General features: G+C 72.5%; 20 protein-coding genes. 8 read left to right on the forward strand and 12 right to left on the reverse strand.

Translation table 11 applies throughout. From position 1 onward, the window contains the following. Positions 1–33 precede the first annotated feature (33 nt). From AC6I72_RS29390 to AC6I72_RS29415, 6 genes are all read right to left on the reverse strand, one after another. Positions 34–1,428 carry an NAD(P)/FAD-dependent oxidoreductase gene (locus tag AC6I72_RS29390; RefSeq protein WP_498004154.1) on the reverse strand — a complete coding sequence of 465 codons (1,395 nt, stop codon included), beginning with the start codon at positions 1,426–1,428 and terminating at the stop codon, positions 34–36. Then, entirely contained in the window at positions 1,418–1,663 is a 246-nt protein-coding gene (locus AC6I72_RS29395) for a ferredoxin (RefSeq protein ID WP_498004155.1), read from the reverse strand. The genes AC6I72_RS29390 and AC6I72_RS29395 overlap by 11 nt, the downstream gene beginning before the upstream one ends. 226 nt (positions 1,664–1,889) lie before the next feature. Beyond that, complete coding sequence (locus AC6I72_RS29400; protein WP_498004156.1) at positions 1,890–2,573, reverse strand: hypothetical protein; 684 nt, start codon at positions 2,571–2,573, stop codon at positions 1,890–1,892. Continuing rightward, on the reverse strand, positions 2,570–4,252 hold the full coding sequence (locus AC6I72_RS29405; protein WP_498004157.1) for a multicopper oxidase family protein: 1,683 nt from the start codon (positions 4,250–4,252) through the stop codon (positions 2,570–2,572). The genes AC6I72_RS29400 and AC6I72_RS29405 overlap by 4 nt, the downstream gene beginning before the upstream one ends. A 586-nt stretch (positions 4,253–4,838) precedes the next feature. Then, positions 4,839–5,684 carry an ABC transporter ATP-binding protein gene (locus AC6I72_RS29410; RefSeq protein ID WP_498004158.1) on the reverse strand — a complete coding sequence of 282 codons (846 nt, stop codon included), beginning with the start codon at positions 5,682–5,684 and terminating at the stop codon, positions 4,839–4,841. A gap of 150 nt (positions 5,685–5,834) precedes the next feature. Then, on the reverse strand, positions 5,835–6,563 hold the full coding sequence (locus tag AC6I72_RS29415) for a L,D-transpeptidase family protein (protein ID WP_498004159.1): 729 nt from the start codon (positions 6,561–6,563) through the stop codon (positions 5,835–5,837). Between the two features lie 156 nt (positions 6,564–6,719). Here AC6I72_RS29415 and AC6I72_RS29420 point away from each other — a divergent pair, with 156 nt between their 5' ends. Next, positions 6,720–6,932: a hypothetical protein gene (locus AC6I72_RS29420; protein WP_498004160.1), complete on the forward strand. Its 213-nt coding sequence runs from the start codon at positions 6,720–6,722 to the stop codon at positions 6,930–6,932. An 85-nt stretch (positions 6,933–7,017) separates the two neighbouring features. Here the strand turns inward: AC6I72_RS29420 and AC6I72_RS29425 are convergent, their stop codons facing one another. Continuing rightward, positions 7,018–8,688 carry an MFS transporter gene (locus tag AC6I72_RS29425; protein ID WP_498004161.1) on the reverse strand — a complete coding sequence of 557 codons (1,671 nt, stop codon included), beginning with the start codon at positions 8,686–8,688 and terminating at the stop codon, positions 7,018–7,020. Between the two features lie 184 nt (positions 8,689–8,872). Beyond that, positions 8,873–9,343: a MarR family winged helix-turn-helix transcriptional regulator gene (locus AC6I72_RS29430; RefSeq protein ID WP_498004162.1), complete on the reverse strand. Its 471-nt coding sequence runs from the start codon at positions 9,341–9,343 to the stop codon at positions 8,873–8,875. A gap of 213 nt (positions 9,344–9,556) precedes the next feature. Between AC6I72_RS29430 and AC6I72_RS29435 the strand changes: the two genes are divergently transcribed. Both AC6I72_RS29435 and AC6I72_RS29440 read left to right on the forward strand, forming a co-directional pair. After that, complete coding sequence (locus AC6I72_RS29435; protein ID WP_498004163.1) at positions 9,557–10,126, forward strand: TetR/AcrR family transcriptional regulator; 570 nt, start codon at positions 9,557–9,559, stop codon at positions 10,124–10,126. A gap of 136 nt (positions 10,127–10,262) precedes the next feature. Beyond that, complete coding sequence (locus AC6I72_RS29440) at positions 10,263–12,953, forward strand: SpoIIE family protein phosphatase (protein ID WP_498004164.1); 2,691 nt, start codon at positions 10,263–10,265, stop codon at positions 12,951–12,953. Positions 12,954–12,959: 6 nt separating this feature from the next. Here the strand turns inward: AC6I72_RS29440 and AC6I72_RS29445 are convergent, their stop codons facing one another. The 3 genes from AC6I72_RS29445 to mdlC all read right to left on the reverse strand — a co-directional run bounded on the left by AC6I72_RS29445 (position 12,960) and on the right by mdlC (position 17,204). Next, entirely contained in the window at positions 12,960–14,348 is a 1,389-nt protein-coding gene (locus tag AC6I72_RS29445) for a condensation domain-containing protein (protein WP_498004165.1), read from the reverse strand. A gap of 149 nt (positions 14,349–14,497) precedes the next feature. After that, positions 14,498–15,358, reverse strand: a complete 861-nt coding sequence (locus AC6I72_RS29450; protein WP_498004166.1) for a hypothetical protein — start codon at positions 15,356–15,358, stop codon at positions 14,498–14,500. A 247-nt stretch (positions 15,359–15,605) separates the two neighbouring features. Further along, positions 15,606–17,204, reverse strand: a complete 1,599-nt coding sequence (gene mdlC / locus AC6I72_RS29455) for a benzoylformate decarboxylase (protein ID WP_498004167.1) — start codon at positions 17,202–17,204, stop codon at positions 15,606–15,608. A 327-nt stretch (positions 17,205–17,531) separates the two neighbouring features. On the opposite strand from mdlC, the gene ctaD reads away from it, so the two are divergent. Together ctaD and AC6I72_RS29465 are read left to right on the forward strand one after the other, a co-directional pair. After that, positions 17,532–19,211, forward strand: a complete 1,680-nt coding sequence (gene ctaD / locus AC6I72_RS29460) for an aa3-type cytochrome oxidase subunit I (RefSeq protein ID WP_498004168.1) — start codon at positions 17,532–17,534, stop codon at positions 19,209–19,211. Continuing rightward, a complete protein-coding gene (locus AC6I72_RS29465; protein WP_498004169.1) occupies positions 19,208–19,576 on the forward strand; it encodes a cytochrome C oxidase subunit I in 369 nt (122 codons plus the stop codon). Before ctaD ends, AC6I72_RS29465 begins: the two co-directional genes overlap by 4 nt. 126 nt (positions 19,577–19,702) lie before the next feature. Here the strand turns inward: AC6I72_RS29465 and AC6I72_RS29470 are convergent, their stop codons facing one another. Next, complete coding sequence (locus tag AC6I72_RS29470) at positions 19,703–20,386, reverse strand: acetate uptake transporter family protein (RefSeq protein ID WP_498004170.1); 684 nt, start codon at positions 20,384–20,386, stop codon at positions 19,703–19,705. Between the two features lie 256 nt (positions 20,387–20,642). On the opposite strand from AC6I72_RS29470, the gene kdpF reads away from it, so the two are divergent. From kdpF to kdpB, 3 genes are read left to right on the forward strand one after another with little or no spacing between them, the layout of a single operon-like run. Further along, positions 20,643–20,732, forward strand: coding sequence for a K(+)-transporting ATPase subunit F (kdpF, locus tag AC6I72_RS29475; RefSeq protein WP_037817630.1), 90 nt, complete (start codon positions 20,643–20,645; stop codon positions 20,730–20,732). A gap of 8 nt (positions 20,733–20,740) precedes the next feature. Beyond that, positions 20,741–22,402, forward strand: coding sequence for a potassium-transporting ATPase subunit KdpA (gene kdpA, locus AC6I72_RS29480; protein ID WP_498004171.1), 1,662 nt, complete (start codon positions 20,741–20,743; stop codon positions 22,400–22,402). A 32-nt stretch (positions 22,403–22,434) separates the two neighbouring features. Then, complete coding sequence (kdpB, locus tag AC6I72_RS29485) at positions 22,435–24,534, forward strand: potassium-transporting ATPase subunit KdpB (protein WP_498004853.1); 2,100 nt, start codon at positions 22,435–22,437, stop codon at positions 24,532–24,534. Positions 24,535–24,538 lie beyond the last annotated feature (4 nt).

Raw genomic sequence — 24,538 nt, forward strand, 5'->3', positions numbered from 1 at the left:
CGGGGAAGTCGGCCGGCACCGGCGGCGCGGTGGTCAGTGGCGGGCCGGGGTGAACACCATGCGCCGGTCGGCCGGTGAGTACCCGCTGAGGGTCACCGTCGGGCCGTGCGTCGGCAGGGACGGGTCGGGGAAGTCGGCCGGCACCGGCCTGCGGCCCTCGGGCCGCCGGTCCAGCGTCGGGTACTCCACCGGGAACGGCGCGCCCATCTCGATCTGCCGCTCGTAGAACTCCAGCCACCGCGTGTTGTCGAAGCTCACGGCCGCGATCACCCGGCCCTGGTAGCCGTAGACCCCGACGAAGCGGCGCTCGGCGAGCGAACCCTGGGTGATCATGATCTGTTCGCCCATGGACGGCACGCCCACGGACTTGATGTTCACACCGAACTGCGACGACCAGAAGGCGGGCACCCACATGTGCGGTCGCCGGTCGGAACTGGCGCTGATCATGTTGTGCGCGGCCACCTCGGCCTGCGCGACGGCGTTGCCCCAGTGCTCCAGGGACAGGAACTGGTAGCCGAACAGCGGGTGCGGGGAGCGGGCCACGTCCCCGGCCACGTACACGTCGTCGGTGACGATGCCCCGGAAGTCGAACGCCCGGCACCCCGCGTCGCAGGCGATGCCGCGCGGGCCGGCCCCGAGCCCGGAGCCGGTCAGCCAGTCGGTGTTGCGGGTCGCGCCCAGGCACACCACCACGACGTCCGTCTCGACGACGCTGCCGTCGGACAGGTGGGCGGCCCGCACCCGCCCGACCGGACTGCCCTCCAGACCGGTGACCATGACCCCGGTGCGCAGGTCGACCCCGTTGTCGTGGTGCAGTTCCGCGGCGACCGTCCCGACCACGCCGCCGAGCGCGCCCACCAGCGGAGCGTCCGCCCGCTCGGCCACGGTGACGGGAATGCCCTGGTCGCGGCAGGCGGAGGCGATCTCCGACCCGGTGAACCCGGCGCCGATCACGAAGACCCGGCGCGGCGCGGCCTTCAGCCGCCGGTGCAGCCGTACGGCGTCGTCCCGGGTGCGCAGCACGAAGACCCCGTCGAGCTGGGCCTCCTCCTCCTTCGGCCAGGGCCGGGCCCGGACCCCGGTCGCGATCAGCAGCCGGTCGTAGGGCACCTCGTCGCCGTCGGCGAGCCGGACCCGCCGGCCCGCGAGGTCGAGTCCGGTCGCGGCCACGCCCAGCCGCCACGTCGCGTCGACGTCGAGGCGCCGGGGAAGGTCCGTGCGGTCCGGCGCCGCCCTGCCGAGCAGGACCGCCTTGGACAGCGGAGGCCGGTCGTACGGCTCGTACGGCTCGTCGCCGATCATGGTCAGCGACCCGGCGAAGCCCTCCGCGCGCAGGGTCTCGGCGGCCCGCAGACCGGCCAGTGAGGCACCCACGACGACGATCCGGCCCTCCCGGCGCAGCCACTCGTGGAACTGCTCAGCGGGCATCGGACGCCTCCTGCCCGGCGGTGGCGGAGCGGACGCCGCCGCCGTCCGAGCCGTCCGCGGTGATCGCCTGCACCGGGCAGGCCGCGACGGCACGGGCCAGCTTCTCCCGCTGCTCGTCGTCGGCCCAGGGGCTGTACACCAGCGACTCCTCGCCGTGCATCGTGAACACGTCCGGCGCGAGGAAGGCGCACTGGGCATAGCCCTGGCACTTGTTGAGATCGACGACAAGCCTCATTGGCGACCCGCCCTTCCGGCGGCAAGGTCCTCGGGCACCACCCGCTCGGCGGACGCCCTCGGACGGCGGTCATCTCCCCCACGACAGGATCCACAGCGCGACGGCCCCGCCGCGCGCCGGAGCCCGCCGTAGGAGTGACGGGCCATCCGCCCGCGCGGTCCCGGGCGCACGGGGTTGAACCGCCGACCGGTACGCGGGGTAGGCGCCGGCGGCCGCCGCCCGGCTCTCAGGCCGCCGGCGCGACGGGCCCGGTGCGGCGGCCGGCCGCCGCCAGGATGTGGAGGCTGAGCACCAGCGCCCAGGCCGGGAAGGCCAGCTCGGCCCAGGGCACCCGGGAGGAGGCGAACAGCAGCGTCAGCGCGGCCAGCAGCCCCAGCACGGTCAGCCACCGCGGCAGCACCCGCAGCCGGTGTCCCATCACCGACAGGGAGCAGGTGAAGACGGCCGCCATCCGCATCGCGTACCCGGTCATCAGCTCGTACGCCAGCCGGCGGCCGAACTCCCAGGCGGCGGGGGAGGGCGCGGGGCCGGGCGCACGCGCGGTGGCGAGCGCGGCGGTGGCCGCGGCGGCCGCCCCGAACATCGTGGCCACGAAGACCAGCCCGCTGCCCAGGAAGACGGTCGCCAGGAACTTGTCCTCGGCCGCTCCCACATGGGTGCGCACCACACCGACGAACCACAGGAAGAAGATCCCGGCCAGCGGCACGAGACCGAGCGCCGTCCGGAGCGCGTCACGCCGCGCGGAGTCGGTCACGGCCGGCGCGGTGGCCGCGTCGGCACCCTCCGGCAGGCCCAGCCGGATCAGTACGACGGCCGCCGCGAGCAGCAGCGCGAACAGGACCCCGGCCAGCCCCGCCGCCCGCGGAGCGCGCAGCGCCTGCTCCGCCGGCGTGACCGCGGCGCTCGTCACCTGCGGTAGCCGAGGATGGTCATCATGCCGGACTCGGAGTGGTACTGGTTGTGGCAGTGCAGCATCCACAGGCCGGGGTTGTCGGCGTCGAAGTCGGCGACGAGTTTGCGGTGCGGCAGCACGATCGCGGTGTCCTTGCGCGTGCCGATGTCGCCGAGGCCGGCCAGCGCGAAGGTGTGGCCGTGCAGGTGCAGCGGGTGCCACATGTCGGTGGAGTTGATCAGCGTGAGCCGGACCCGCTCGTCCTTGCGGACGGGATGGCGGTGCTCGGTGGAGTACGGCTGGTGGTCGAAGGCCCAGTCGTACTTCTTCATGCTGCCGGTCAGCCGGATACGGATGTGCCGGTCCGGTTCCCGGTCGCGGAAGGTCACCGACTCGTGCGGCCGCAGGGCCCGGGCGGGCAGGAGGCGGCCGTCCAGCTCGTCCGGGTGCACCGAGGGCGAGGGCAGCCCCTTGCCCTTGTCGGTGCGCAGCACGGCCAGCGCCCTGGCCTTGCTTCCCTTGCCCTCGGCCAGGGCGACCAGCGGGAACATCCCGTCCTTGACGGTGACGACCACGTCGTAGCGCTCGGCCATGCCGATGAGCAGCGCGTCCGTGTCGCGGGGCTCCACGGGGTAGCCGTCGGTGTGCGTCACCGTCATCCGGTGGCCGCCCAGGGCCACCCGGAACGCGGTGTCGGCGCCGGCGTTGATGAGCCGCAGCCGCACGCGGTCCCCCGGCTTGGCCCTGAACACCTGGGCGGAGTGCGGCAGATGCCCGTTGACCAGGTAGTACGGGAAGTCGACGTTGCCGCCCATGCCGTCCAGGAGGCGGCTGTGGGAGTGGCGCAGGACGCGGGAGGGGCCACCGGCCGACTTCCCGTACGGCGCGCTGTGGCCGGCGGAGGCGTGATGGCCGGCGGAACCTTCCTGCTGGGAGCCGCCGCCCATGTCCATGCTCATCGGCGGACGCTTGCCGCCGTGCAGCTGGGACAGCACGCCGTCCGGGGTGGAGCCGTCCACGCCGTCCACCCAGTCGTCCAGGACGACGACCCACTCCTTGTCGTAGGACAAGGGCTCCTTGGGGTCGTCCACGATCAACGGCGCGTACAGACCCCGGTCGGGCTGCATGCCCTCGTGGGAATGGAGGAGATAGGTGCCCGGGTAGGACACGGCGAAGCGGTAGCGGAACTCCTCGCCCGGCTTGATCCCCTCCTGCGTGAGCCCCGGCACACCGTCCATGTCGCAGCGCAGGCGCACCCCGTGCGAGTGCAGCGTCGTCGCCACCGGGAGCCGGTTGGCCAGCGTGAGGTCCAGGATGTCGCCCCTGGTCACGCGGATCACCCCGCCGGGCACCGCACCGTTGTACGCCCACGTCCTGACGGAGCGTCCGCCCAGGTCGAACGTGGTCTCCGCGGCCGTGAACCGGAAGGTGCGCACCGGCCCGGTGCCGCGCTCGCGCTCGGCGGCCAGCACCTCGGGGTCGGACGGGTTCACGTACCCCTTGGGCCCCTTCGGCACGAAGGGACGGGAGCGGCCGTCCGCGGTGCCGGATCCCGGTGCGGAGCCCGAGCCCCGGGCGGTTCCCGGGTGCGGACCCGCCTCCGACGGGGAGCCTGGCCCGGAGCAGGCTCCCAGGAGACCTGAGCCGGCAGCCATGATCGAGGCACTGAGCAAGGTGCGCCGCGTAGGTGTGTGCATGAATGAATAACACACGTTTTATGGCGATATGTGGGAGAACCGCGGCGGCGCGTCCGGTGATCCGGACGGTCAATTTCCGTGCGGCAGCGCGCGGCATCCGGGGAGGGTCACCCGGTCGGCCGAAAGCGGACGCGGGAGGAACGCGTCGTCGTCCAGGGCGACTTGGCCGAAAAAGGCTCACGGAACGGGTCCGGAGCGCACGAAGAAGCGGCGGCAGGCACCGGTACCTCGGCGCCTGCCGCCGCTCGTGTCAGGTCAGTTGGCCCGGGCGGCCGCCCTCCGGGCGTTGTTGTACAGGCGCAGCAGGTGCTTGGCGACGGGGCACGGCGCACCGTCCGCACGGCACTGACGGCACGTCTGCATGTGCTGTTGGTGTTCAGAATGCGCTTGCTGCAGAGCATCGCCCTGGGACGGCATGAGGATCCTCGCACGGGGGGTCGGACGGAGAAGAGCGCTCAACTCGGCTGTAGGGAGCACCCGAAGCCAAAGTTGATCACGTTACTCCCGGTAGTGGAAAGCGGCATCCGGCCACGCTGAGCCACTGACCGTCCCGACCCGGCTCGTCACCCAGGGTCACACCTCCAGGTCAGACCTGTCGACCGGAGTAGGCCCACCAGCGGCCCTCGTGCCGGTTCACCGCGATCGGCCGGCCGAAGCAGGACGTCAGCCAGGGGCCGGTCAGCACGTCCGCCACGGGCCCCCGGGCCAGGATCCTGCCCTCGCGCAGCAGCAGGGCGTGACCGACGGCGGGGGACAGCTCCTCCAGGTGGTGGGTGACCGTCACGGTGGCCAGCCGCGGGCGGCCCCCGGCCAGCCGCTGCATGGCCTCCACGAGGTCCTCGCGGGAGGGCAGGTCGAGGGCGTTGAACGGCTCGTCCAGCAGGAGCAGGGCGGGGTCGGCCATCAGCGCCCTGGCGATGAGGACACGGGCCCGCTGTCCGCCCGAGCAGACACCGTACGGCCGGTCGGCCAGGTCCTTGATCTCCAGCTCGGAGAGGAGCTCGTGCGCCCGCTCGCGCACTTCCTCGTCGTAGGACCGCCACAGCGGCTGCACCGTGCCGGTGTGACCGGTCAGCACGACCGTGTGGGCGTCGAGGTCCTGCGGCACGCGCTGTGCGGAGGTGACGTGCCCGATGAGGGCCCGCAGTTCACGCACGTCGACGCGGCCGAGCCGGGCGCCCAGCACCTCGACACTGCCGGTGGTGGGGTGCATGAGCGCGCCGAGCAGCCGCAGCAGCGTCGTCTTGCCCGCGCCGTTCGCGCCGAGCAGCGCCCAGTGCTCCCCGGGCCGGACGGTCCAGTCGATGCCGTCGAGGATCACCTGGTCGGTCGTGTACCGGCGCACGCCCACGTCCCGGAGCGCCACGACGGCACCCGGGTCCGCCGTCCCGTCGTCCTTCACGGGCCGTCGTCCCGTTGTCTCCTCGGCCATCCCAGGGCTCCCCTCGACGCGTTCGGCCCCCGTCTCATCGGCACCCCAGACGTTAGATGCATCCGGCACCTTGTCGCCGGTCCGTCCGGTTCGTGGACGCCGGCGCCGGCGGTCACCGGCGGAAGGACGTGCGGCGGTCGGGCCGACCGGTCATGCGGCGAGGTGGCGGGAGTCGCCCATGACCACCACGGGGTGAAGGCGCGGGTCGAGCGTGCGCAGCAGGTAGCGCATCGCGTCCTCGGACTGGCTCACGCACGCGGACGTGCCGCCGCCGTGGTCCATGTGCAGCCAGATGCTGCCGCCCTTGCGCTGTCCCTCGGGCCGCGTGGGGTCGTTGGGCGCGGTGCCCCGGACACGGTTGTAGTCGATCGCGACGACGTAGTCGAAGTCGTGCCAGGAGTTCTTGTTCCAGTAGTGCGGCGCCTGGAACGAGGCGGAGCGGGTGTACGGCAGGCGGCTCCCGGGATCGGCCAGCACACCGCCCGCGTCACTCAGGGTGAACACGCCCACGGGGGTGCGCTGGTCGCCCTCGTGATGGTCGGTCGTCCAGCCGTTCCTGCCGTTGTGCGCCGCCCAGGAACGCAGTTGTTTCCAGTGGGAGCCGGTCTTGGTGAAGAGCTTCACCGTCGACTCGGGGGAGTCGGGGCCCGCGCCGTAGACGGCGACCACCTGGCGGGTGCCGGCCGGGACGCGCCGCCACATCCCGTCGCCGATGCCCGGGACACGCGTCGGCGCCGTGGCGTGCGGCGTGCCGCCCGGCCCGCTCGCGCCGCTTCTCGCGCGCGGGTGGGCCGAACTGCCGCAGCCGGTCGCACAGATCGCCAGGGTCGCGCAGGCCACCGTCGCGGCGGCCGTCCGTATCGCACCGCTTTTTCGCATGGCGCCCATGATGGCACCGCGTTCCGGCCGTCCGGCCGCCGGGTCCCGGCCCTCGCGCCGTCACCCGAATGGCCGTCTGTGGCAGCGTGCCTAGGGCTGATCGGGTGTCTCCTGGAGTGAGAGAGGCGTCCATCAAGGGAGCCGATCATGTATGAGATGTGTGCAGGAGCCGAGAAACCGGGCGGCGCACTGGTGTGGCATGTCATGGCCAAGAACACGGTGACCACGCTCTGCGGCCAGCGGCTCGGCCGGCGTGTCGACGGGGCGAGCGCGCAGCGGGCCGGTCACTGTTCCACGTGCATGGCCTTGTTCGGGAAGCTGATGACCGCTCCACCGGCCGTCGGCTCTCCGGTCGGCACGGACAACTAGCGGTCCGTGTCACAAGGGCCCTGTCCGCCGGGGAGGTTCTCCCGGCGGACAGGGCCCTTCGGCGTGCCGGGCGCGCGACGGTGTGTCAGCTCCGGTGGGCACGGCCGCGGTCGCGGTCGTGGTCGGTGCCGGGCTCGCGGTCGAGGGCGTGCTCGCCGTGGCCGTGGGTGTCGTCGGTGCTGCTGCCGGCGCGGTTGCCGCGGTCGCGCAGGCCGAGGACGGCGGTGAGGGCGCCTGCCGCGCAGAGCACGCCCGTGGTCAGGGCCGCGGTGTGCAGACCACCGACGAAGGCCTGGCCGCTGCCGGCCACCACCGCCTCCTTCAGCGGGCCGGGCATCGCGCCGGACACGGGGGCGACCCCCATGGAGACGGCGTCCTTCGCGCCCTCGAGCTGCCGTGCCGTGTCCTGCGGCACCCCGGCCGAGGTGAGGGCGGAACCGAGCGTGGCGCCGACGCGGCTGCTGATCAGGGACACCAGGACGGACGTCCCGAGCGCGCCGCCGACCTGGAGCGAGGTGGCCTGCAGCCCGCCCGCGACTCCGGCGTCCGCGACCGGCGCGTTGCCCACGATGGTGTCCGAGGAGGCCGACATCACCATGCCGACGCCCAGGCCCAGCGCGATGAACGGCGGCCACAGTGCCCCGTACCCGGAATCGGCGCTCCAGGTGAGCATCAGGAAGGAGGCGGCCGCTTGCAGCAGCATGCCCAGCGGCATCGTCAGCCGGGCGGAGAAACGCTCGGTCAGTGCGGCGCCGAGCGGCGAGGCGACGACCGAGGCGAGACTCAGCGGCAGGGTCCGCACGCCCGCCTCGACCGGGGAGAAGCCGCGGACGTTCTGCAGGTAGAGCATCACGAAGAAGATGGACCCCAGCAGGACGAAGAAGTTGAGCCCGGTGAACACGGTGCCGATGGTCAGGGCCCGGTTGCGGAACAGCCGCATGGGCAGCAGCGGTGCGGCCACGCGGGTCTCGTGCCGTCCGAACAGCAGCAGGACGACGATCCCGGCGCCGGTCGAGCCGAGTGTGGCGGCCGAGGACCAGCCCCACGTCTCGCCCTTGACGACGCCGAGGACGACGAGCAGCGCACCGGCGGCGAGCAGGAGTACACCGGGGATGTCGAACTTCTCGCCGCGCGCGGCGTCGTTGCGGCTCTGGGGGAGGACCAGCGCGCTCACGACCAGTGCGGCCACGCCGATCGGGGCGTTGATGTAGAACACCGATTCCCAGGTGACGTGCTCGACGAGCAGGCCGCCGACGATCGGGCCGAGGGCGGTGGAGACGGACGAGACCATGGCCCAGATGCCGACCGCCATGCCGAACCTGCGCGGCGGGAAGACGGCGCGGAGCAGGCCGAGCGTGTTGGGCATGAGCAGGGCGCCGAAGAGGCCCTGGAGCGCGCGGAAGGCGATGACCGGGACGATCGCGCCGGACAGCCCGATGGCGACGGAGGCCAGGGTGAAACCGGCGACACCGGCGAGGTAGACGGTGCGGCGTCCGAAGCGGTCGCCGAGTTTGCCGCCGAGGATGAGCGCGGCGGCGAGCGCGAGCAGGTAGGCGTTGGTCACCCACTGCAGGTCGGCGGTGGTGGCCTGGAGATCGCGGCCGATCTCGGGGTTGGCGATGGAGACCACCGACCCGTCGAGACCGACCATGAACAGGCCGAACGCGACGGCGATGAGGGTCAGCCAGGGGTTGGCGCGGCGGCCTGCCGCCCGCTGGGGCGGAGCTGCCGGCAGGGTCGCACTGGGCGAGGACATGATGAGGACTGCCTTGTTTCGTGTGTCGTACGAGGACAGGGGGGCGCGGCGGCGGGCGTGCCGCGGCGCGCCCGGCGGACGGGGGCGGCACAAGCGCGGAGAATTGACCCGGAAGACCCGGAAGACCCGGAAGACCCGGAAGACCCGGAGTCCGGGAAGCAGGGGCGCCCCGCGGGGCGCGGCTCTAGTCCTGGTCGCCGGCGGGCCGCAGATGGGCGGCGAGCGAGCGCAGCGCACCCACGGCGGAGCCCAGCGCGGCCATCTCACCCTCGCCGAGGTGGCGCATGGCGTCGGAGAGGTGACGCTCGGCGAGCGCGGCCGCCTCGGCGAGCCGCTCCCGCGCGAGATCCGTGCAGTACAGGTGGGCGACGCGTTTGTCGGCGGGGTCGGAGCGGCGCTCCAGCAGTCCCAGGCCGGTGAGTTGGGAGACGAGCGCGCTGACGTTGTTCGGCTTCATCAGCAGGATGCCGGCCGCTTCCCGCACGGTGACGCCCTCCTGCTCGGCGGTGAGCCGCAGGAGCGCGAGCTGGCCGTCGGGGAGTTTGTCGTGCGGGAAGTCCGCGCGGATGCGGTGGTCCAGGGCCCGGTGCACCGCCGACACGGCGACCGCGAGTTCGGCGGCGGCGCTGTCTGCGGGCGTACGGGGTCCGGGCATGAGCCGGACTTTATATATGGTGCTATAGGTATGTCAACATAGGTGATGACGACGGCTGAGCTTCCAGGTCCCCGCACTGGCCGGTCGCGGGGCGCGGGCCGCCGGGCCGCCTCACTCGAACGCTGCGGCCTGCGCCGGCCCCGTCGCCCGCACCCGCTTGCCTAAGATATTTAGGCAAGTGCACAATCCCTTCAGGAAGCAGAAGGGATCACTGTGCCACGCGCTGGACTCACCACCGACCGCCTGGTCCGGGCCGGGGCGGAGCTGGCCGACGAGGTCGGCTTCGACCAGGTGACCGTCTCGGCGCTCGCCCGGCGGTTCGACGTCAAGGTCGCGAGCCTGTACTCGCACCTGAAGAACTCGCAGGACCTGAAGACGAGGATCGCCCTGCTCGCCCTGGAGGAACTGGCCGACCGGGCGGCCGACGCCCTGGCCGGACGGGCCGGCAAGGAGGCGCTGGCCGCCTACGCCGACGTCTACCGCGCCTACGCCCGGGAGCACCCCGGCCGCTATGCCGCCGCACGGCTGCCGCTGGACGCGGAGACCGCGGCCGGGAGCGCGGGAGTGCGCCACGCCCAGATGACGCGGGCGATCCTGCGCGGTTACGGCCTGACGGAACCGGACGAGACCCACGCCGTCCGGCTGCTGGGCAGCGTCTTCCACGGCTACGTCAGCCTGGAGCTGGCCGGCGGCTTCCGGCACAGCGCCCCCGACTCCCAGGAGACCTGGGCGTGGGTCCTCGACCGCCTGGACACGCTGCTGCGCGGCCTCACCGCGCCCTGAAACCCGCCGTGCGTCCCCCCGGCCGCCGGGCCCTGGCCGTGAGCGGAGGGGCGGGCCCGTCTCACCCAGTGGTCCTGGCGAAGGATCATGCGCCCAGGTCGTGACGACTTGGGAGGGTCGATGCTACAAAGGCCGGATGGCAGACCGTTTTGCCCGTCTTCGACGGATATCGGGGCGGTCGCTGGTGGGAAAGAGTCCGCGAAGCGTCGCCGGACAGGTGTTCGTACTGCAGGCGGCCCTCGTGGTGCTGCTGGTGATCTGCGCCGTCTTCGCCCTCGTCCTGCAGTCCCAGCGGGACACCAGCGCCGAGGCCCAGCGCCGCTCCGCCGCCGTCGCCCAGACCTTCGCGCACTCCCCGGGCGTCCTGGCGGCGCTCCGTGCCCCCGCCCCCTCGGCCGTGCTCCAGCCCCTGACGGAGGCCGGGCGCACGGCGGCGGGCGTGGACTTCATCGTCGTCATGGACACGCACGGCATCCGCTACACCCACCCCCTGCCCGACCGCATCGGCAAGCGCTTCGTCGGCACCATCGGACCGTCCCTGAAGGGGAAGGTCCGCACCGAGAGCGTGCACGGGCCGCTCGGGCAGGAGGTGCAGGCCGTCGTCCCCGTCGAGGACACCCGCGGCCACGTGGTCGCCCTGGTCTCCGCCGGGCTGAAGGTCGAGCACGTCACCGGGCAGGTGTACCGGCAGATCCCGATCATCCTGGCCGCCGGGGCCGTGGCGCTGGGTGTGGCCACCGCCGTGACGGCGCTGGTGGGCAGGCGGCTGCGCCGCCAGACCCACAGCCTCGGCCCCGACGAGATGACCCGCATGTACGACCACCACGACGCGGTCCTGCACTCCGTGCGCGAAGGGGTGCTCATCGTCGGCGAGGACGGGCGGCTGCTGCTGGCCAATGACGAGGCCCGGAGGCTCCTCGGCCTCCCGCCGGACGCCGAGGGCCAGAACGTGAGCCGTCTGCCCGGCCTGCGGCCCGAGACCGTGGCGCTGCTCACCTCCGGCCGGGAGGCCACCGACGAGGTCCACCTGGCCGGAGGGCTGCTGCTCGCCGTCAACCAGCGGCCCACCGACCGTGACGGAGGACCCGCGGGCACCGTCGTCACCCTGCGCGACTCCACCGAACTGCAGGCACTGGCCGGCCGGGCCGAGACCGCACGGGAACGGCTCCGGCTCCTCTACGACGCCGGCCTGGGCATCGGCACCACCCTCGACGTCCTGCGCACCGCCGAAGAACTCGCCCAGGTCACCGCCGGCCGCTTCGCCGACTTCGTCACCGTCGACCTCGACGACGCCGTACTGCAGGGGGAGGAGCCGGGCCCCGCGGCCACCGGCATGCGCCGCGTCGCCGTACGCGGCGTACGGGACGACGCTCCGCTCTACGAGCAGGGCCGGCTGATCGACTTCCTGCCCTCCACACCGCAGGCCCGCGGCCACAGCAGCGGCCGGCCCGAACTGGTGCCCGACCTGTCGTCGGCGGCCGGCTGGCAGGCCCAGGACCCCGAACGCGCCGGCCGCATCGTGGACTACGGCATCAACTCGCTCGTCACCGCGCCGATCCGGGCCCGCGGCGCCGTGCTGGGCGTGGCCAACTTCTGGCGGTCCAAGGAGCACGGCCCCTTCGAGGAGGAGGAACTGTTCCTGGCCGAGGAACTCGTGGCCCGCGCCGCCGTCAGCATCGACAACGCCCGCCGCTACGCCCGCGAGCACGCCCTGGCGGTCACCCTCCAGCGCAGCCTGCTGCCGCGGGCCCTGCCCGACCACGGCGCCGTCGAGGCCGGACACCGCTACCTTCCCGCCCAGTCCGGCGTCAGCGGCGACTGGTTCGATGTGATCCCCCTGCCGGGCGGCCGGGTCGCGCTCGTCGTCGGGGACGTGGTCGGCCACGGGCTGCACGCCGCCGCCACCATGGGCCGCCTGCGCACCGCCGTGCACAACTTCTCCACGCTCGACCTGCCCCCCGACGAACTGCTGAGCCACCTCGACGACCTGGTCGGCCGCATCGACCAGGACGAGGCCTGTCCGGAGGGCGCCGCGGACATCGTCGGCGCCACCTGCCTGTACGCGGTCTACGACCCCGTCAGCCGGCGCTGCGCCATGGCACGCGCCGGACATCTCGCGCCCGCGCTGGTCCGTCCGGACGGCAGCGTCGACTTCCCCGACCTGCCCTCCGGGCCGCCGCTCGGGCTGGGCGGGATGCCGTTCCGCACGGCCGAAACGGACCTGGAGGAGGGCACCCAGATCGTCCTGTACACCGACGGACTGATCGAGGACCGCCACCGCGACCTGGACGAGGGGATGGAGCTGCTGCGCAAGGCCCTGGCGGGCCACCCCGAGCGGACGCCCGAACAGAACTGCCAGGCCGTACTGGACGCACTGCTGCCCGCCCGGCCCCGGGACGACGTCGCCCTGCTCGTCGCCCGCACCCGCGCGCTGCCCGCAGAACGGATCGCCGACTGGGACGTACCGCCCGACCCGGCCGCCGTCGCGGGAACCCGCCTCGCCGCCTGCGCCAAGCTCGACGAGTGGGGCCTGGCGGACCTGGACTTCAGCCTGGAACTCGTCCTCAGCGAACTCGTCACCAACGCCATCCGCTACGGCTCCGCGCCCATCCACGTCCGTCTGATCCACGACCGCACCCTCGTCTGCGAGGTCTCCGACGGCACCAGCGCCTCCCCGCACCTGCGCTACGCGGCGACCACCGAGGAGGGCGGCCGCGGCCTGTTCCTCGTGGCCCGGACGACCGAGCGCTGGGGCACCCGGTACACCCCCGAGGGCAAGGTGATCTGGGCGGAGCTGGCCCTGCCCGGCGGACCCCCGCCGGCCTGAGCGCCCTCACGCGGCCTGCGAGCGGGCCACCGAGACGATCACCTCCCGCAACTGCTCCACGTACAACCGCATGTTCTTGGACGCGATGTCGGTGTCCGGATAGCGGCTCGCGAACTGCAGCCCCTCGTGCAGCCGGTTGACCCACGCGCACACCTGGTCGCCGTAGGACACCCGGATCAGGCCGTAGGCCTTCAGCTCGGACCACCGTTCGGAGCCCGGGATGTGCCGGGCGTCGACGAACGAGACGATCGAATACAGGTCGGGGGAGGTGGGACGGAAGTCGGACCCGAGCAGGCGCAGCACCCGGGCCAGCGGCATACGGGCCAGGGACCTGCTGGCACGCAGTTGCGCGCTCACCGTCCGCAGCAGTGCCGGGAAGTCCGCCGCGCCGGCGGTGTCGACCTCGATCGGCGCGCCGCCGACGTACCACCCCACGGAGTCCAGCCACTGCGACTTCCTGCGGGTGTGGAAGGGGACGACGGTCCGGTAGACCGGCTGACCGCCGATCTCGTGCACGATGAGACTCGTGGCGGCCAGGACGCCGACCAGGCTCCCGCCGAAGGGACGGCAGTACGCCTCGAAACCGGCCGCGTCCTCGGCATCGACGAGCATCTCGTGCATGAGCTTCTGCCGGGGCAGCGGGCCGCCGGGCTCCAGGCCGAGATCGAGCGGGAAGTTCGGCAGCCGGCCGTCGCACCGGCCGATGAACTCCCGCCAGCGTTCCACGACGGCGTCGGCGCCGTCGAGTTCGTCGGCACTCGCCCGCTCGGCCCGGCAGAAGTCGACATAGCTGCTGACCGGCCCGGGTTCGGGATGCTCACCCGCCCTCCCCGCGGAGTACAGCTCATGGATCTCGGCCGGGATCCGCTGCACGGAGTAGGAGTCCACGTTGCTGTGGTCGAACGCCATGTAGACGCTGGCGCCGTCGTCCCTGACGACCGCGCTGAAGAGGAAGTTCGGCCAGCGCAACGCGTCCGCCGTCACGTCGAAACGGTCCTGCAGGTGCCGCGCCAGCGCCTCCGGCTCGGGGAAGTACCCGACGGTCTCGCGCCGCAGTGCCACGTCGCCGGCGTCCAGCGTGAACCGGCGCATGTCGTCACCGGCCCAGCGGAAGCCGCTGCGCAGCGTCTCGTGCCGGAGCATCCAGCCGCGCAGGGCCTCACCGAGGGCGTCGAGATCGACTCTGCCGGGGACGTCGAACGCGGTGCCCAGCCAGGTCGGCACGAACAGGCCGCCCTCGCGGACGGCCCGGGCCGTCCTGATGTGCGACTCCTGGATGTACGCCGGCGGTCGGTGGTCGTCGGGCAGAGCGGACGCGGCCTCGACGGCCGCCGGGTCGAGTGTCCACTCGACCAGCAGCCCGGGCCGGACCTCGCAGCGCTGGATGTCGGTCATACGCAAGGGAAGCCTCCGTCGCTGAGGGGGTACAGGGAAGCAACTGCGTACGGGCGCGGGGGGTTGCGGGTCGCCGGGTGCCGATCGGTCCCGGCGCCCTTGGGGCGAGGGCGCCACCCGTTCGCCGGCGCCGCTCGGCCGGCCGTGTCTCAGCGTGCGGGCAGCCGGTCGTAGGTCCGGAAGGTGTAGGTCGCGTCGTAGCTCATCAGGTTGCCGCTCGGTGCGGGCAGGGCGAGCCGCCGGTCGAGCGCCTTCGTCAGCGGACCGCAGTGCTCGGCGGCCGGAGCGGCGAAGGTGTCGTCGTACGCCGAGAACCTGATCAGGGGCGGGTCCGTCGAGATCCACTCCGAAGGGCTCGGCCGCTTCAGGGCGAAGTCGACCGGCTCGTCCGCGCCGATCGCGCAGTCCCGGGGCACAAGGGGGCCTGTCAGACGGAAGCGGAGACTGAACCGGCCCGTGTAGAAGTCGGCCCGGCCGCCGTACTCGGGGTGTATCGCCAGGCCGAGCAGGGGCGTGCGTCCGGCTGCGGCGCTGCCGGTCGGTCCGCCCGGGACGGGGGTCGCCGCGCTGTGCATCGCGCCCCACACCTGTCCTGGCGAACCGTCGGGCAGCGGGCCCTCGGCGTGGGTCATCGTGATCGGCGCGAGCGTCACCGCGAGGCTTCCCATCGCCAGCCGCGGTGAGGCGGTGTGCACTTCGCACCGCCAGGCGGCGGGATCCACCCCGGCCGGAAGAGCGGGACAGTCGCCGAAGCCGGCCGGGAGGTCCTGGGAGGCCCGCCCGGTCCGCACGGGCTCCCCGCTCCGAGCGGGCTGCGTGCTCTGCGGGTTCCGCGCGGGCCCTGTGCTCTGCGCGGCGCTCGCGGGAAGGGCGCTCGCCAGGCCCAGCAGGGCCACGGCGCCGGCCAGGGCCGCACCAGTGCGGGGCGCGAGCCGGGACCGGCGCCCGAAGCGGCGGGGAGAGGGCGCGGTGCGCGTGGGGCGGGGGTCGTGAACAGTGGTCTTCGGCATGTCCCAAGCCTGCCGCCGCCCACCTCTTCGTCACCATCGGTGACGTCCCTGCCCCTACCCTGATCCGACCCTGACACTCTGTCAGGGAGGGCCCTGAGTTCCCCGAGACACCTCGTGCGGCGCCCGCCCCCGTGCGCGGCAGGATGAGCAGCGCGGCGCAGCGGAAGCCGTCCGGCGGAGTCGCGGCCGCGACCCCGGCTGCGGCGCCGGCCAGGGTTTCGGCCGCGGTTCCGGCCGGGGCGTCCGGTCAGGAGGGTGCCGTGAGCACCGTGTCCACCTGGATCAGCCGTGGCCCCTCCGGGGGTTCGGCGAGGGCGGCCCGCAGCTCCTCGGGCCCCTCGACGTGCCGGGCCGGGACGCCGTAGCCCTCCGCGATCCGGGTGAAGTCCATGCCGGGCAGGTCCAGGCCCGGCGCGTCGGGCACCCCGAGCAGTCCGCTGAACCAGCGCAGCGCACCGTACGTCCCGTTGCGCAGCAGGACGACGGTCAGCGGCACCCGGTACCGGGCGGCCGTCCACAGGGCGGTGATGCCGTAGTTGGCCGAGCCGTCCCCGACGACGCCCACGACCGGCCGGTCCGGCTGCGCCATCGCGACCCCGACGGCGCCGGGCAGCCCGAAACCGAGCGCGCCGGCGGCCGGGAAGTAGTAGGAACCGGGCCGCCGCAGGTCCATCTGGCGCCACCAGGAAGCGCTCGTCGACGTCGACTCGACGACGTACGCGGTGTCCCCGGGCAGTTGGTCGCGCAGTGCGGCGAAGACCTGCTCGGGGTGCAGGCGCCGACCGTCACCGGGGGCCGGCGCGGGGACGGGCCGGTACGGACCGCGAGGACCGCCGGGGTCCTGCGGGGCGCCGGGGGAGCCGAGCCGCTCGGTCAGCAGCGTGATGACCGCGCCCGGGTCGGCGACCAGCGCCTCTCCCACGGGGGCCCGGGCGGCAGCGGCGGCGTCCTCGGTCACCTGGAGGAGCCGTGTGCCCCGCGGCAGGTACCGGCCGGGCAGGTGCTCGTGGTAGCGGAAGACCGGAGCCCCCAGCACCAGCACCAGATCGTGCCCCTCCAGGGCCTCGCACACCGGTGCGATCCCGGCGGGGAGCACTCCGCGGAAGAGCGGGTGCCGGTTCGGGAAGGGCAGCCGGAACAGCGAGGGCGCCGCCCACACCGGCCCGCCCAGACGCTCGGCCAGCCGCACCACGTCGTCGAAGAGCCCGTCCGCGTCGATGTCGCCGCCCAGCACCAGCGCCGGCCGGCGCGCCGAGGAGACCTGCCGGGCCAGCCGGCGGGCCTGCTCCCCGCTCGGCACGGCAGCCCGCTCGACCCGCCGGTCCAGCACCTCCAGCGCGTTGTCGTCGGCGTCTGCCGCCCAGTCGTCGTACGGCACGGACAGATACGCCGGCCTGCGCCGCAGCCGCGCCTCGAAGACGGCCTGTGCGAGCGCACGCGGCACGTCCCCGGCGCACGCCGGTTCCGCCGCCCAGCCGACCAGCGGCTTCATCAGGGCCGCGGCGTCGGTGTTGGCCAGGTTCGCCTCCGGACCGACGGCGGGACGCACCTGCTGGCCGGCCACCAGGACCAGCGGGGTCCGCGCGGCGACCGCGTTGGTCAGCGCGCCCATCGCGTTGCCGGAGCCGGCGGCGGCGTGCAGGCTGACCAGCGCCGGCCGCCCGGTGGCCTGCGCGTAGCCGTCCGCCATGCCGACCACCGCACCCTCGTGCAGCCCGAGGACGTAACGGAAACCGGCACCCAGACCGGCGAGGAACGGCAGCTCGTTGGAGCCGGGGTTGCCGAAGACGGTGGTGAGGCCCTGACGCCTCAGGAAGGCGTGGGCGACATGACGTACGCAGGACACCGGATGTTCCTCTCGGACGGGGCGCACCGCACACCGGGCGGCGCTCCGGCACGGGCACCGGCACATGGGCCGCGCCCTCGGCACGCAGTTCACCGCATCCGGACCGCGCGCGTCCCGCTCTTCGGCGGGCGCCGCGTCGCAACGGTCGCCGCCGACGCCCCGACGGAGTAGACCGACCGGGTGCAATTCCGCCGGGCGTTGGGCCGTCCCGGGGACGGCAGAGGGCACTCCGCGCCCGCCGGGACGCAAGGATTGTGAACGAGCCCTGCGGGCAGTCCCGCGGAACTCACGCATCCATGTCTTGAGAGAAAGCGTGTTACGGGCCGCATGACAGACGTTCAGCACATCACACCGGAAACCGCCGGTCCCCGTCGTCGCGTGCGACCCGGAGCCGTGGTGGTGAAATGGGTCACGACCACCGATCACAAGACGATCGGCTCGCTCTACCTGATCACCTCGTTCCTGTTCTTCCTGTTCGGCGGCATCCTGGCGCTGGTGATGCGCGCCGAGCTGGCCCGCCCGGGCCTGCAGATCGTCTCCACCGAGCAGTTCAACCAGGCCTTCACGATGCACGGCACGGTCATGCTGCTGATGTTCGCGACGCCGCTCTTCTCCGGCTTCACGAACTGGATCATGCCGCTGCAGATCGGCGCTCCCGACGTGGCCTTCCCACGGCTGAACATGCTGGCCTACTGGCTGTACCTGTTCGGCTCGCTGATCGCGGTGGGCGGGTTCCTGACCCCGAACGGCGCCGCCGACTTCGGCTGGTTCGCCTACTCCCCGCTGACCGACAGCGCGCACTCGCCGAACGTCGGCGGCGACATGTGGATCATGGGTCTGGCCCTGTCCGGTTTCGGCACCATCCTCGGCTCGGTCAACTTCATCACCACGATCATCTGCATGCGCGCCCCGGGCATGACCATGTTCCGCATGCCGATCTTCGTGTGGAACGTGCTGCTCACGAGTCTGCTGGCCATCCTCGTCTTCCCCGTGCTGGCCGGAGCGCTGTTCGCCCTGGAGGCGGACCGCAAGTTCGGCGCTCACATCTACGACCCCGCCAACGGCGGGGCGCTGCTGTGGCAGCACCTCTTCTGGTTCTTCGGCCACCCCGAGGTGTACATCATCGCGCTGCCGTTCTTCGGCATCGTCACGGAGATCATCCCGGTCTTCGCCCGCAAACCGATCTTCGGCTACATGGGCCTGGTCGGCGCCACGATCTCGATCGCCGGACTCTCCGCGACGGTGTGGGCGCACCACATGTACGTCACCGGTGGCGTGCTGCTGCCGTTCTTCTCCTTCATGACCTTCCTGATCGCGGTCCCGACCGGAGTCAAGTTCTTCAACTGGATCGGCACCATGTGGAAGGGGTCACTGTCCTTCGAGACCCCGATGCTGTGGGCGGTCGGCTTCCTGATCACCTTCCTGTTCGGTGGCCTGACCGGCGTCATCCTGGCCTCCCCGCCGCTGGACTTCCACGTCTCCGACAGCTACTTCGTGGTGGCGCACTTCCACTACGTCGTCTTCGGCACGGTGGTCTTCGCGATGTTCGCCGGCTTCCATTTCTGGTGGCCCAAGTGGACCGGCAAGCTGCTCGACGAGCGGCTGGGCAAGATGACCTTCTGGATGCTGTTCGTGGGCTTCCACACCACCTTCCTCGTGCAGCACTGGCTGGGTGTCGAGGGCATGCCCCGCCGCTACGCCGACTACCTGGCGGCCGACGGCTTCACCGGGCTGAACATGGTCTCCACCATCGGCTCCTTCCTGCTCGGCCTGTCGATGCTGCCCTTCCTCTACAACATCTGGAAGACGGCCAAGTACGGCAGGCCGGTGGGCACCGACGACCCGTGGGGCTACGGCCGCTCGCTGGAGTGGGCGACCTCCTGCCCGCCGCCGCGGCACAACTTCGTCACCCTGCCCATGATCCGCAGCGAGTCCCCGGCGTTCGACCTGAACCACCCGGAGGTGTCGCTGGCGGACCGGCAGGAGAACCTGGGCCTGCCGGCATGACGGACGCGGCCGGACGCACGGGCGGGGAGCCGCTCAGCCCCGCCCACCTGGTCAACCAGGTCGAGGGCTACCTGCTGTGGCAGGCCCGCGTCGCCGAGGCCGAGGAACGGGCCCGGGCCTTCACCGAGCCGTTGCAGTGGCTGACCACCGCGCAGCGGGAGGAGATCGAGGAGCACTACGTCCGTGACTGCCTCGCCCGGGCGCGGGCGGACCTGCAACGCGTCGCGGACCGCTGCCGGGCGCTGCGCGGCGAGTACGAGGCACGCTACCGGCGGCTGCGCGCCCGCTGCCTCGCGTTCTCGGTCGCCGGGCTGACGGTGGTCGCCGCCGCCGTGCTCCTGGCGGTGGCCGCCATCCAGAGCTGACGGCGCCCCGGGCCGTCACCCGGAGCTGACCACGCCCCGGGCCGTCACCGAGAGCTGACGGCGCCCGGGGCCTCGGCGGTGGCCGTCGCCCACGGCCGGCCGTGCCGTCGCGGTCTCCGCCCGTGCTCACAACTGGCCGCGGACGCCGGGATCCCCCGGCGGCCCGGTCCCCCTGGCGCCGTCCCCGTCGTCCTCCATGACCCGCCGCGCCTCGCCGCGGCGCCGGATCGGCAGGACCGTACGGCGGTGCAGATCCTCCAGGAGGAAGGCGGTGCCCGCGTACAGGGCGAGCGCCACCAGCAGCAACGCCGCCGCGGCATCGGCGAGTTCGACGATCCGCACCGCGCCGAGCTGGTAGGCCGCCGCGAGTGAGGCGCGCAGCGCCGACACGCTGAGGACCACTCCGAGCAGTGTCTTGCCCAGGAAGCCGGCCACCGCCAGCGGGACGAGCATCAGGGCGAACGCGCTCAGGAACATGCCGAGGGCGACGCTCCTGTCCTGCTGCGGCGCGGCGATGTGCAGCACCCCCAGCGCCGCCCAGGAGGTGGCGAACAGGCCGAGTGCCGCCGCCGCGGCGGTGTCCCGGCTCAGGAAGGCCATCACCGCGGCTAGGAACTCCAGCGGGAAGACGAAGACCGCGAGCAGGACGCCCGCCGGACGCACCTGGTCACCGCTGACCAGTCCCAGCGAGATCCCGGCGAGCAGCGCCATGCCGATGCCGAAGGCGAAGAACCCGAGCGGCAGAGGGTTGCCGTACGGCCTGACGGTGACGGTGGCGGCCCGGGAAAGGTCCGCCTCGGAGCCGGTCACGCACGCCGCGTACCCGCGGGCCCGAGGGGGGAAACGCCACGGCGGCGACGGTGTCAGAGCTGCGTCAAGGCCGAGGCGAGCGCCGTAAGAGAGGCGTCAACGCGGGGCCCGACCGGGCTGGAGAGGGGTTTTCCTCTAGTCGTCCGAAGCATCCGCACCCATTCCAGGAGCTCGCGATGGCCGATCTGGCCTTCGTCGTCACCACTCTCGCCCTCTTCGCGCTGGTGGCCCTCGTCGCCAAGGGGGTGACGAAGCTGTGACCGCCGAGAACGTCGTCGGCCTGGTCGTGGCCGTCGCCCTGCTGGGCTACCTCGTCCTCGCCCTGCTCTTCCCGGAGAGGTTCTGAGCCCCGCCATGAGTCCCGTACTCGCCGGTGTGCTCCAGCTGCTCGCCCTGCTGGCCGCCCTGGCACTCGCCTACGTCCCCCTCGGCTCCTACATGGCCCGGGTCTACTCCTGCGACCGGCACTGGCGCGTCGAGCGGTGGATCTACCGGGGGATCGGCGCCGACCCGGACGCGGGGATGCGCTGGCCGGCGTATCTGCGCGGTGTCCTCGCCTTCTCCGCCGCCGGCGTCCTCTTCCTGTACCTGCTCCAGCGGATCCAGGGCGTGCTGCCGCTCTCGCTCGGCTTCCGTTCCGTCGGCCCGGCCCAGGCGTTCGACACGGCCGCGTCCTTCGTCACCAACACCAACTGGCAGTCCTACGCCGGCGAGCAGACCATGGGGCACGTCGTGCAGACCGCGGGTCTGGCCGTGCAGAACTTCGTCTCCGCATCGGTGGGTATCGCGGTGGCGGTCGCCCTGGTCCGCGGGTTCACCCGGTCCCGCACCGGTGAGCTGGGCAACTTCTGGGCCGACCTGGTGCGCGGCACCGTCCGCATCCTCGTGCCCCTCGCCGCGGTCGCCGCCGTCGTCCTGGTGGCGTGCGGCGCGATCCAGAACTTCTCCGGCATCCACGCGGTGGGCCAGTTCACGGGCGGCTCACAGCAGTGGAACGGCGGAGCGGTCGCCTCCCAGGAGGCCATCAAGGAACTGGGCACCAACGGCGGCGGCTACTTCAACGCCAACAGCGCCCACCCCTTCGAGAACCCGACCCCGTTCACCAACCTGTTCGAGATCTTCCTCATCTTGGTCATCCCGTTCGCGCTGACCCGCACGTTCGGACTGATGGTCGGCTCCGTGCGCCAGGGCCACGCCCTGCTGGCGGCCATGGCCACGATCTGGCTCGGGTTCACGGCCCTGACGATGTGGACCGAGTTCGCCCACCACGAGGGCGCCCTGCACCTCGCGGGCGGCGCCCTGGAGGGCAAGGAGACCCGGTTCGGGGTCGGCGCCTCCTCGATCTTCGCGGTGGCCACGACGCTCACCTCGACCGGCGCGGTGGACTCCTTCCACTCCTCCTTCACCGGGCTCGGCGGCGGCGTCACCCTGCTCGGCATGATGCTCGGCGAGATCGCGCCCGGCGGCACCGGATCCGGCCTGTACGGCATGCTCATCATGGCCGTCATCGCGGTGTTCATCGCCGGACTCATGGTCGGCCGCACCCCCGAGTACCTGGGCCGCAAGATCGGCTCCCGGCAGATCAAGCTCGCCGCCTGCTACATCCTCGTCACCCCGGCGCTCGTCCTGGTCTTCACCGCCCTGTCGACGGCACTGCCCACCCCGCCGCACTCCGCGCTCAACCCCGGCCCGCACGGCTTCTCCGAGATCCTGTACGCCTACACGTCCGCCGCGAACAACAACGGCTCGGCCTTCGCCGGTCTGAACGCGAACACGGACTGGTTCAACACCACCACCGGCATCGCCATGCTGCTCGGCCGCTTCCTGCCGATGGTGTTCGTCCTGGCGCTGGCCGGATCGCTGGCCGGGCAGCGGCCGGTGCCGGCCGGCGCGGGCACCCTGCGCACCGAGAAGCCCCTGTTCGCCGGGCTGCTGGTGGGCGCCGTGCTGATCATCACCGGCCTGACCTACTTCCCGGCGCTCGCGCTGGGCCCGCTCGCCGAAGGGCTGGCGTGATGACCATCCGTACCGAGAGCCACGAGGACTCCATGTCCGCAGTCACCCCCACCCGGCCGCCGCACCGCGACGCCCCCGCCGGGCACCCGCAGGCCACCGGCCGCGTCGGCGCCGGCCTGTTCGACCCCGCGCAACTGCTCAGGTCGCTGCCGGACGCCCTGCGCAAACTCGACCCGCGGATCCAGGCCAGGTCGCCCGTCATGTTCGTGGTCTGGACCGGATCGGTGCTCACCACCGTCTTCTCCTGCACCGACCCCGGTGACTGGTTCGGCTGGACGATCAGTGCCTGGCTGTGGCTGACCGTCCTCTTCGCCAACCTCGCCGAGGCCGTCGCCGAGGGCCGGGGCAAGGCCCAGGCCGACACCCTGCGCCAGGCCAAGACCGGCACCGTGGCCCGCCGGCTGGCCGCCGGGGGAGAGGAACGGGTGCCCGGAACCGGGCTGCGCGTCGGTGACCTGGTCGTCTGCGAGGCCGGGGACGTCATCCCCGGCGACGGCGACGTCGTCGAGGGAGTGGCGAGCGTCGACGAGTCGGCGATCACCGGCGAGTCCGCACCGGTCATCCGGGAGTCCGGCGGCGACCGGTCCGCGGTGACCGGCGGGACCAAGGTCCTCTCGGACCGCATCGTCGTGCGGATCACCACCCGGCCGGGTGAGACCTTCATCGACCGGATGATCAGCCTGGTGGAGGGCGCGGCCCGGCAGAAGACGCCCAACGAGATCGCGCTGAACATCCTGCTCGCGTCCCTGACCATCGTCTTCCTGCTGGCCTGCGCCACCCTGCCGGCGTTCGCCGCGCACGCCGGCGCCCACCTGACGCTGGTGGTGCTGGTGGCGCTCCTCGTCTGCCTCATCCCGACGACGATCGGCGCCCTGCTGTCCGCCATCGGCATCGCGGGCATGGACCGGCTGGTGCAGCGCAACGTGCTCGCCCTGTCCGGCCGCGCGGTCGAGGCCGCCGGGGACGTCTCCACGCTGCTGCTCGACAAGACCGGCACGATCACCCTGGGCAACCGGCAGGCATGCGCCCTCGTGCCGGTGTGCGGCACCACCGCGGCCGAACTGGCAGACGCCGCCCAGCTCTCCTCGCTGGCCGACGAGACCCCCGAGGGCCGCTCGGTCGTCGTGCTGGCGAAGGAGGAGTACGGGCTCAGGGAACGCCACCAGGGGGAACTGGCCTCAGCCGAGTGGATCGCGTTCACCGCCCAGACCCGGATGTCCGGCGTCGACGTCGACGGCCGGCGGATCCGCAAGGGAGCGGCCGCCTCGGTCGTCGCCTGGGTCGAGGAGCGCGGCGGCACGGTCGCCCAGGACGCCGGTGCCCTCGTGGACGGCATCTCCGAAGCCGGCGGCACCCCGCTGCTGGTCGCCGTCGAGGACGCGCGCGGCGCCCGCGTGCTCGGCGTCGTCCACCTCAAGGACGTCGTCAAGGACGGCATGCGGGAACGGTTCGGCGAACTGCGCCGCATGGGCATCAGGACCGTCATGATCACCGGCGACAACCCGCTGACCGCCAAGGCGATCGCCGAGGAGGCCGGTGTGGACGACTTCCTCGCCGAGGCCACCCCCGAGGACAAGATGGCCCTCATCAAGCGCGAGCAGGCGGGCGGCAAGCTGGTCGCGATGACCGGCGACGGCACCAACGACGCACCGGCGCTGGCCCAGGCGGACGTCGGCGTGGCGATGAACACCGGCACGTCGGCCGCCAAGGAGGCCGGCAACATGGTCGACCTCGACTCCGACCCCACCAAGCTGATCGAGATCGTCGAGATCGGCAAACAGCTCCTGATCACCCGGGGCGCGCTCACCACGTTCTCCATCGCCAACGACGTGGCGAAGTACTTCGCGATCATCCCGGCGCTGTTCGCCGCGCTCTATCCCGGCCTCGGCAAGCTCAACATCATGCACCTGGCCTCGCCCGCCTCGGCGATCCTGTCCGCCGTCGTCTTCAACGCGCTGATCATCGTGGCGCTGGTGCCGCTCGCCCTCAAGGGCGTGCGCTACCGGCCCATGGGCGCGGACCGGATGCTCCGCCGCAACCTCGCCGTCTACGGCATCGGCGGCCTGATCGCGCCCTTCGCCGGCATCAAGCTGATCGACCTGCTCCTGTCCCTCATACCCGGAATCGGCTGACCGC

This window comes from Streptomyces sp. Xyl84 (assembly GCF_059731885.1).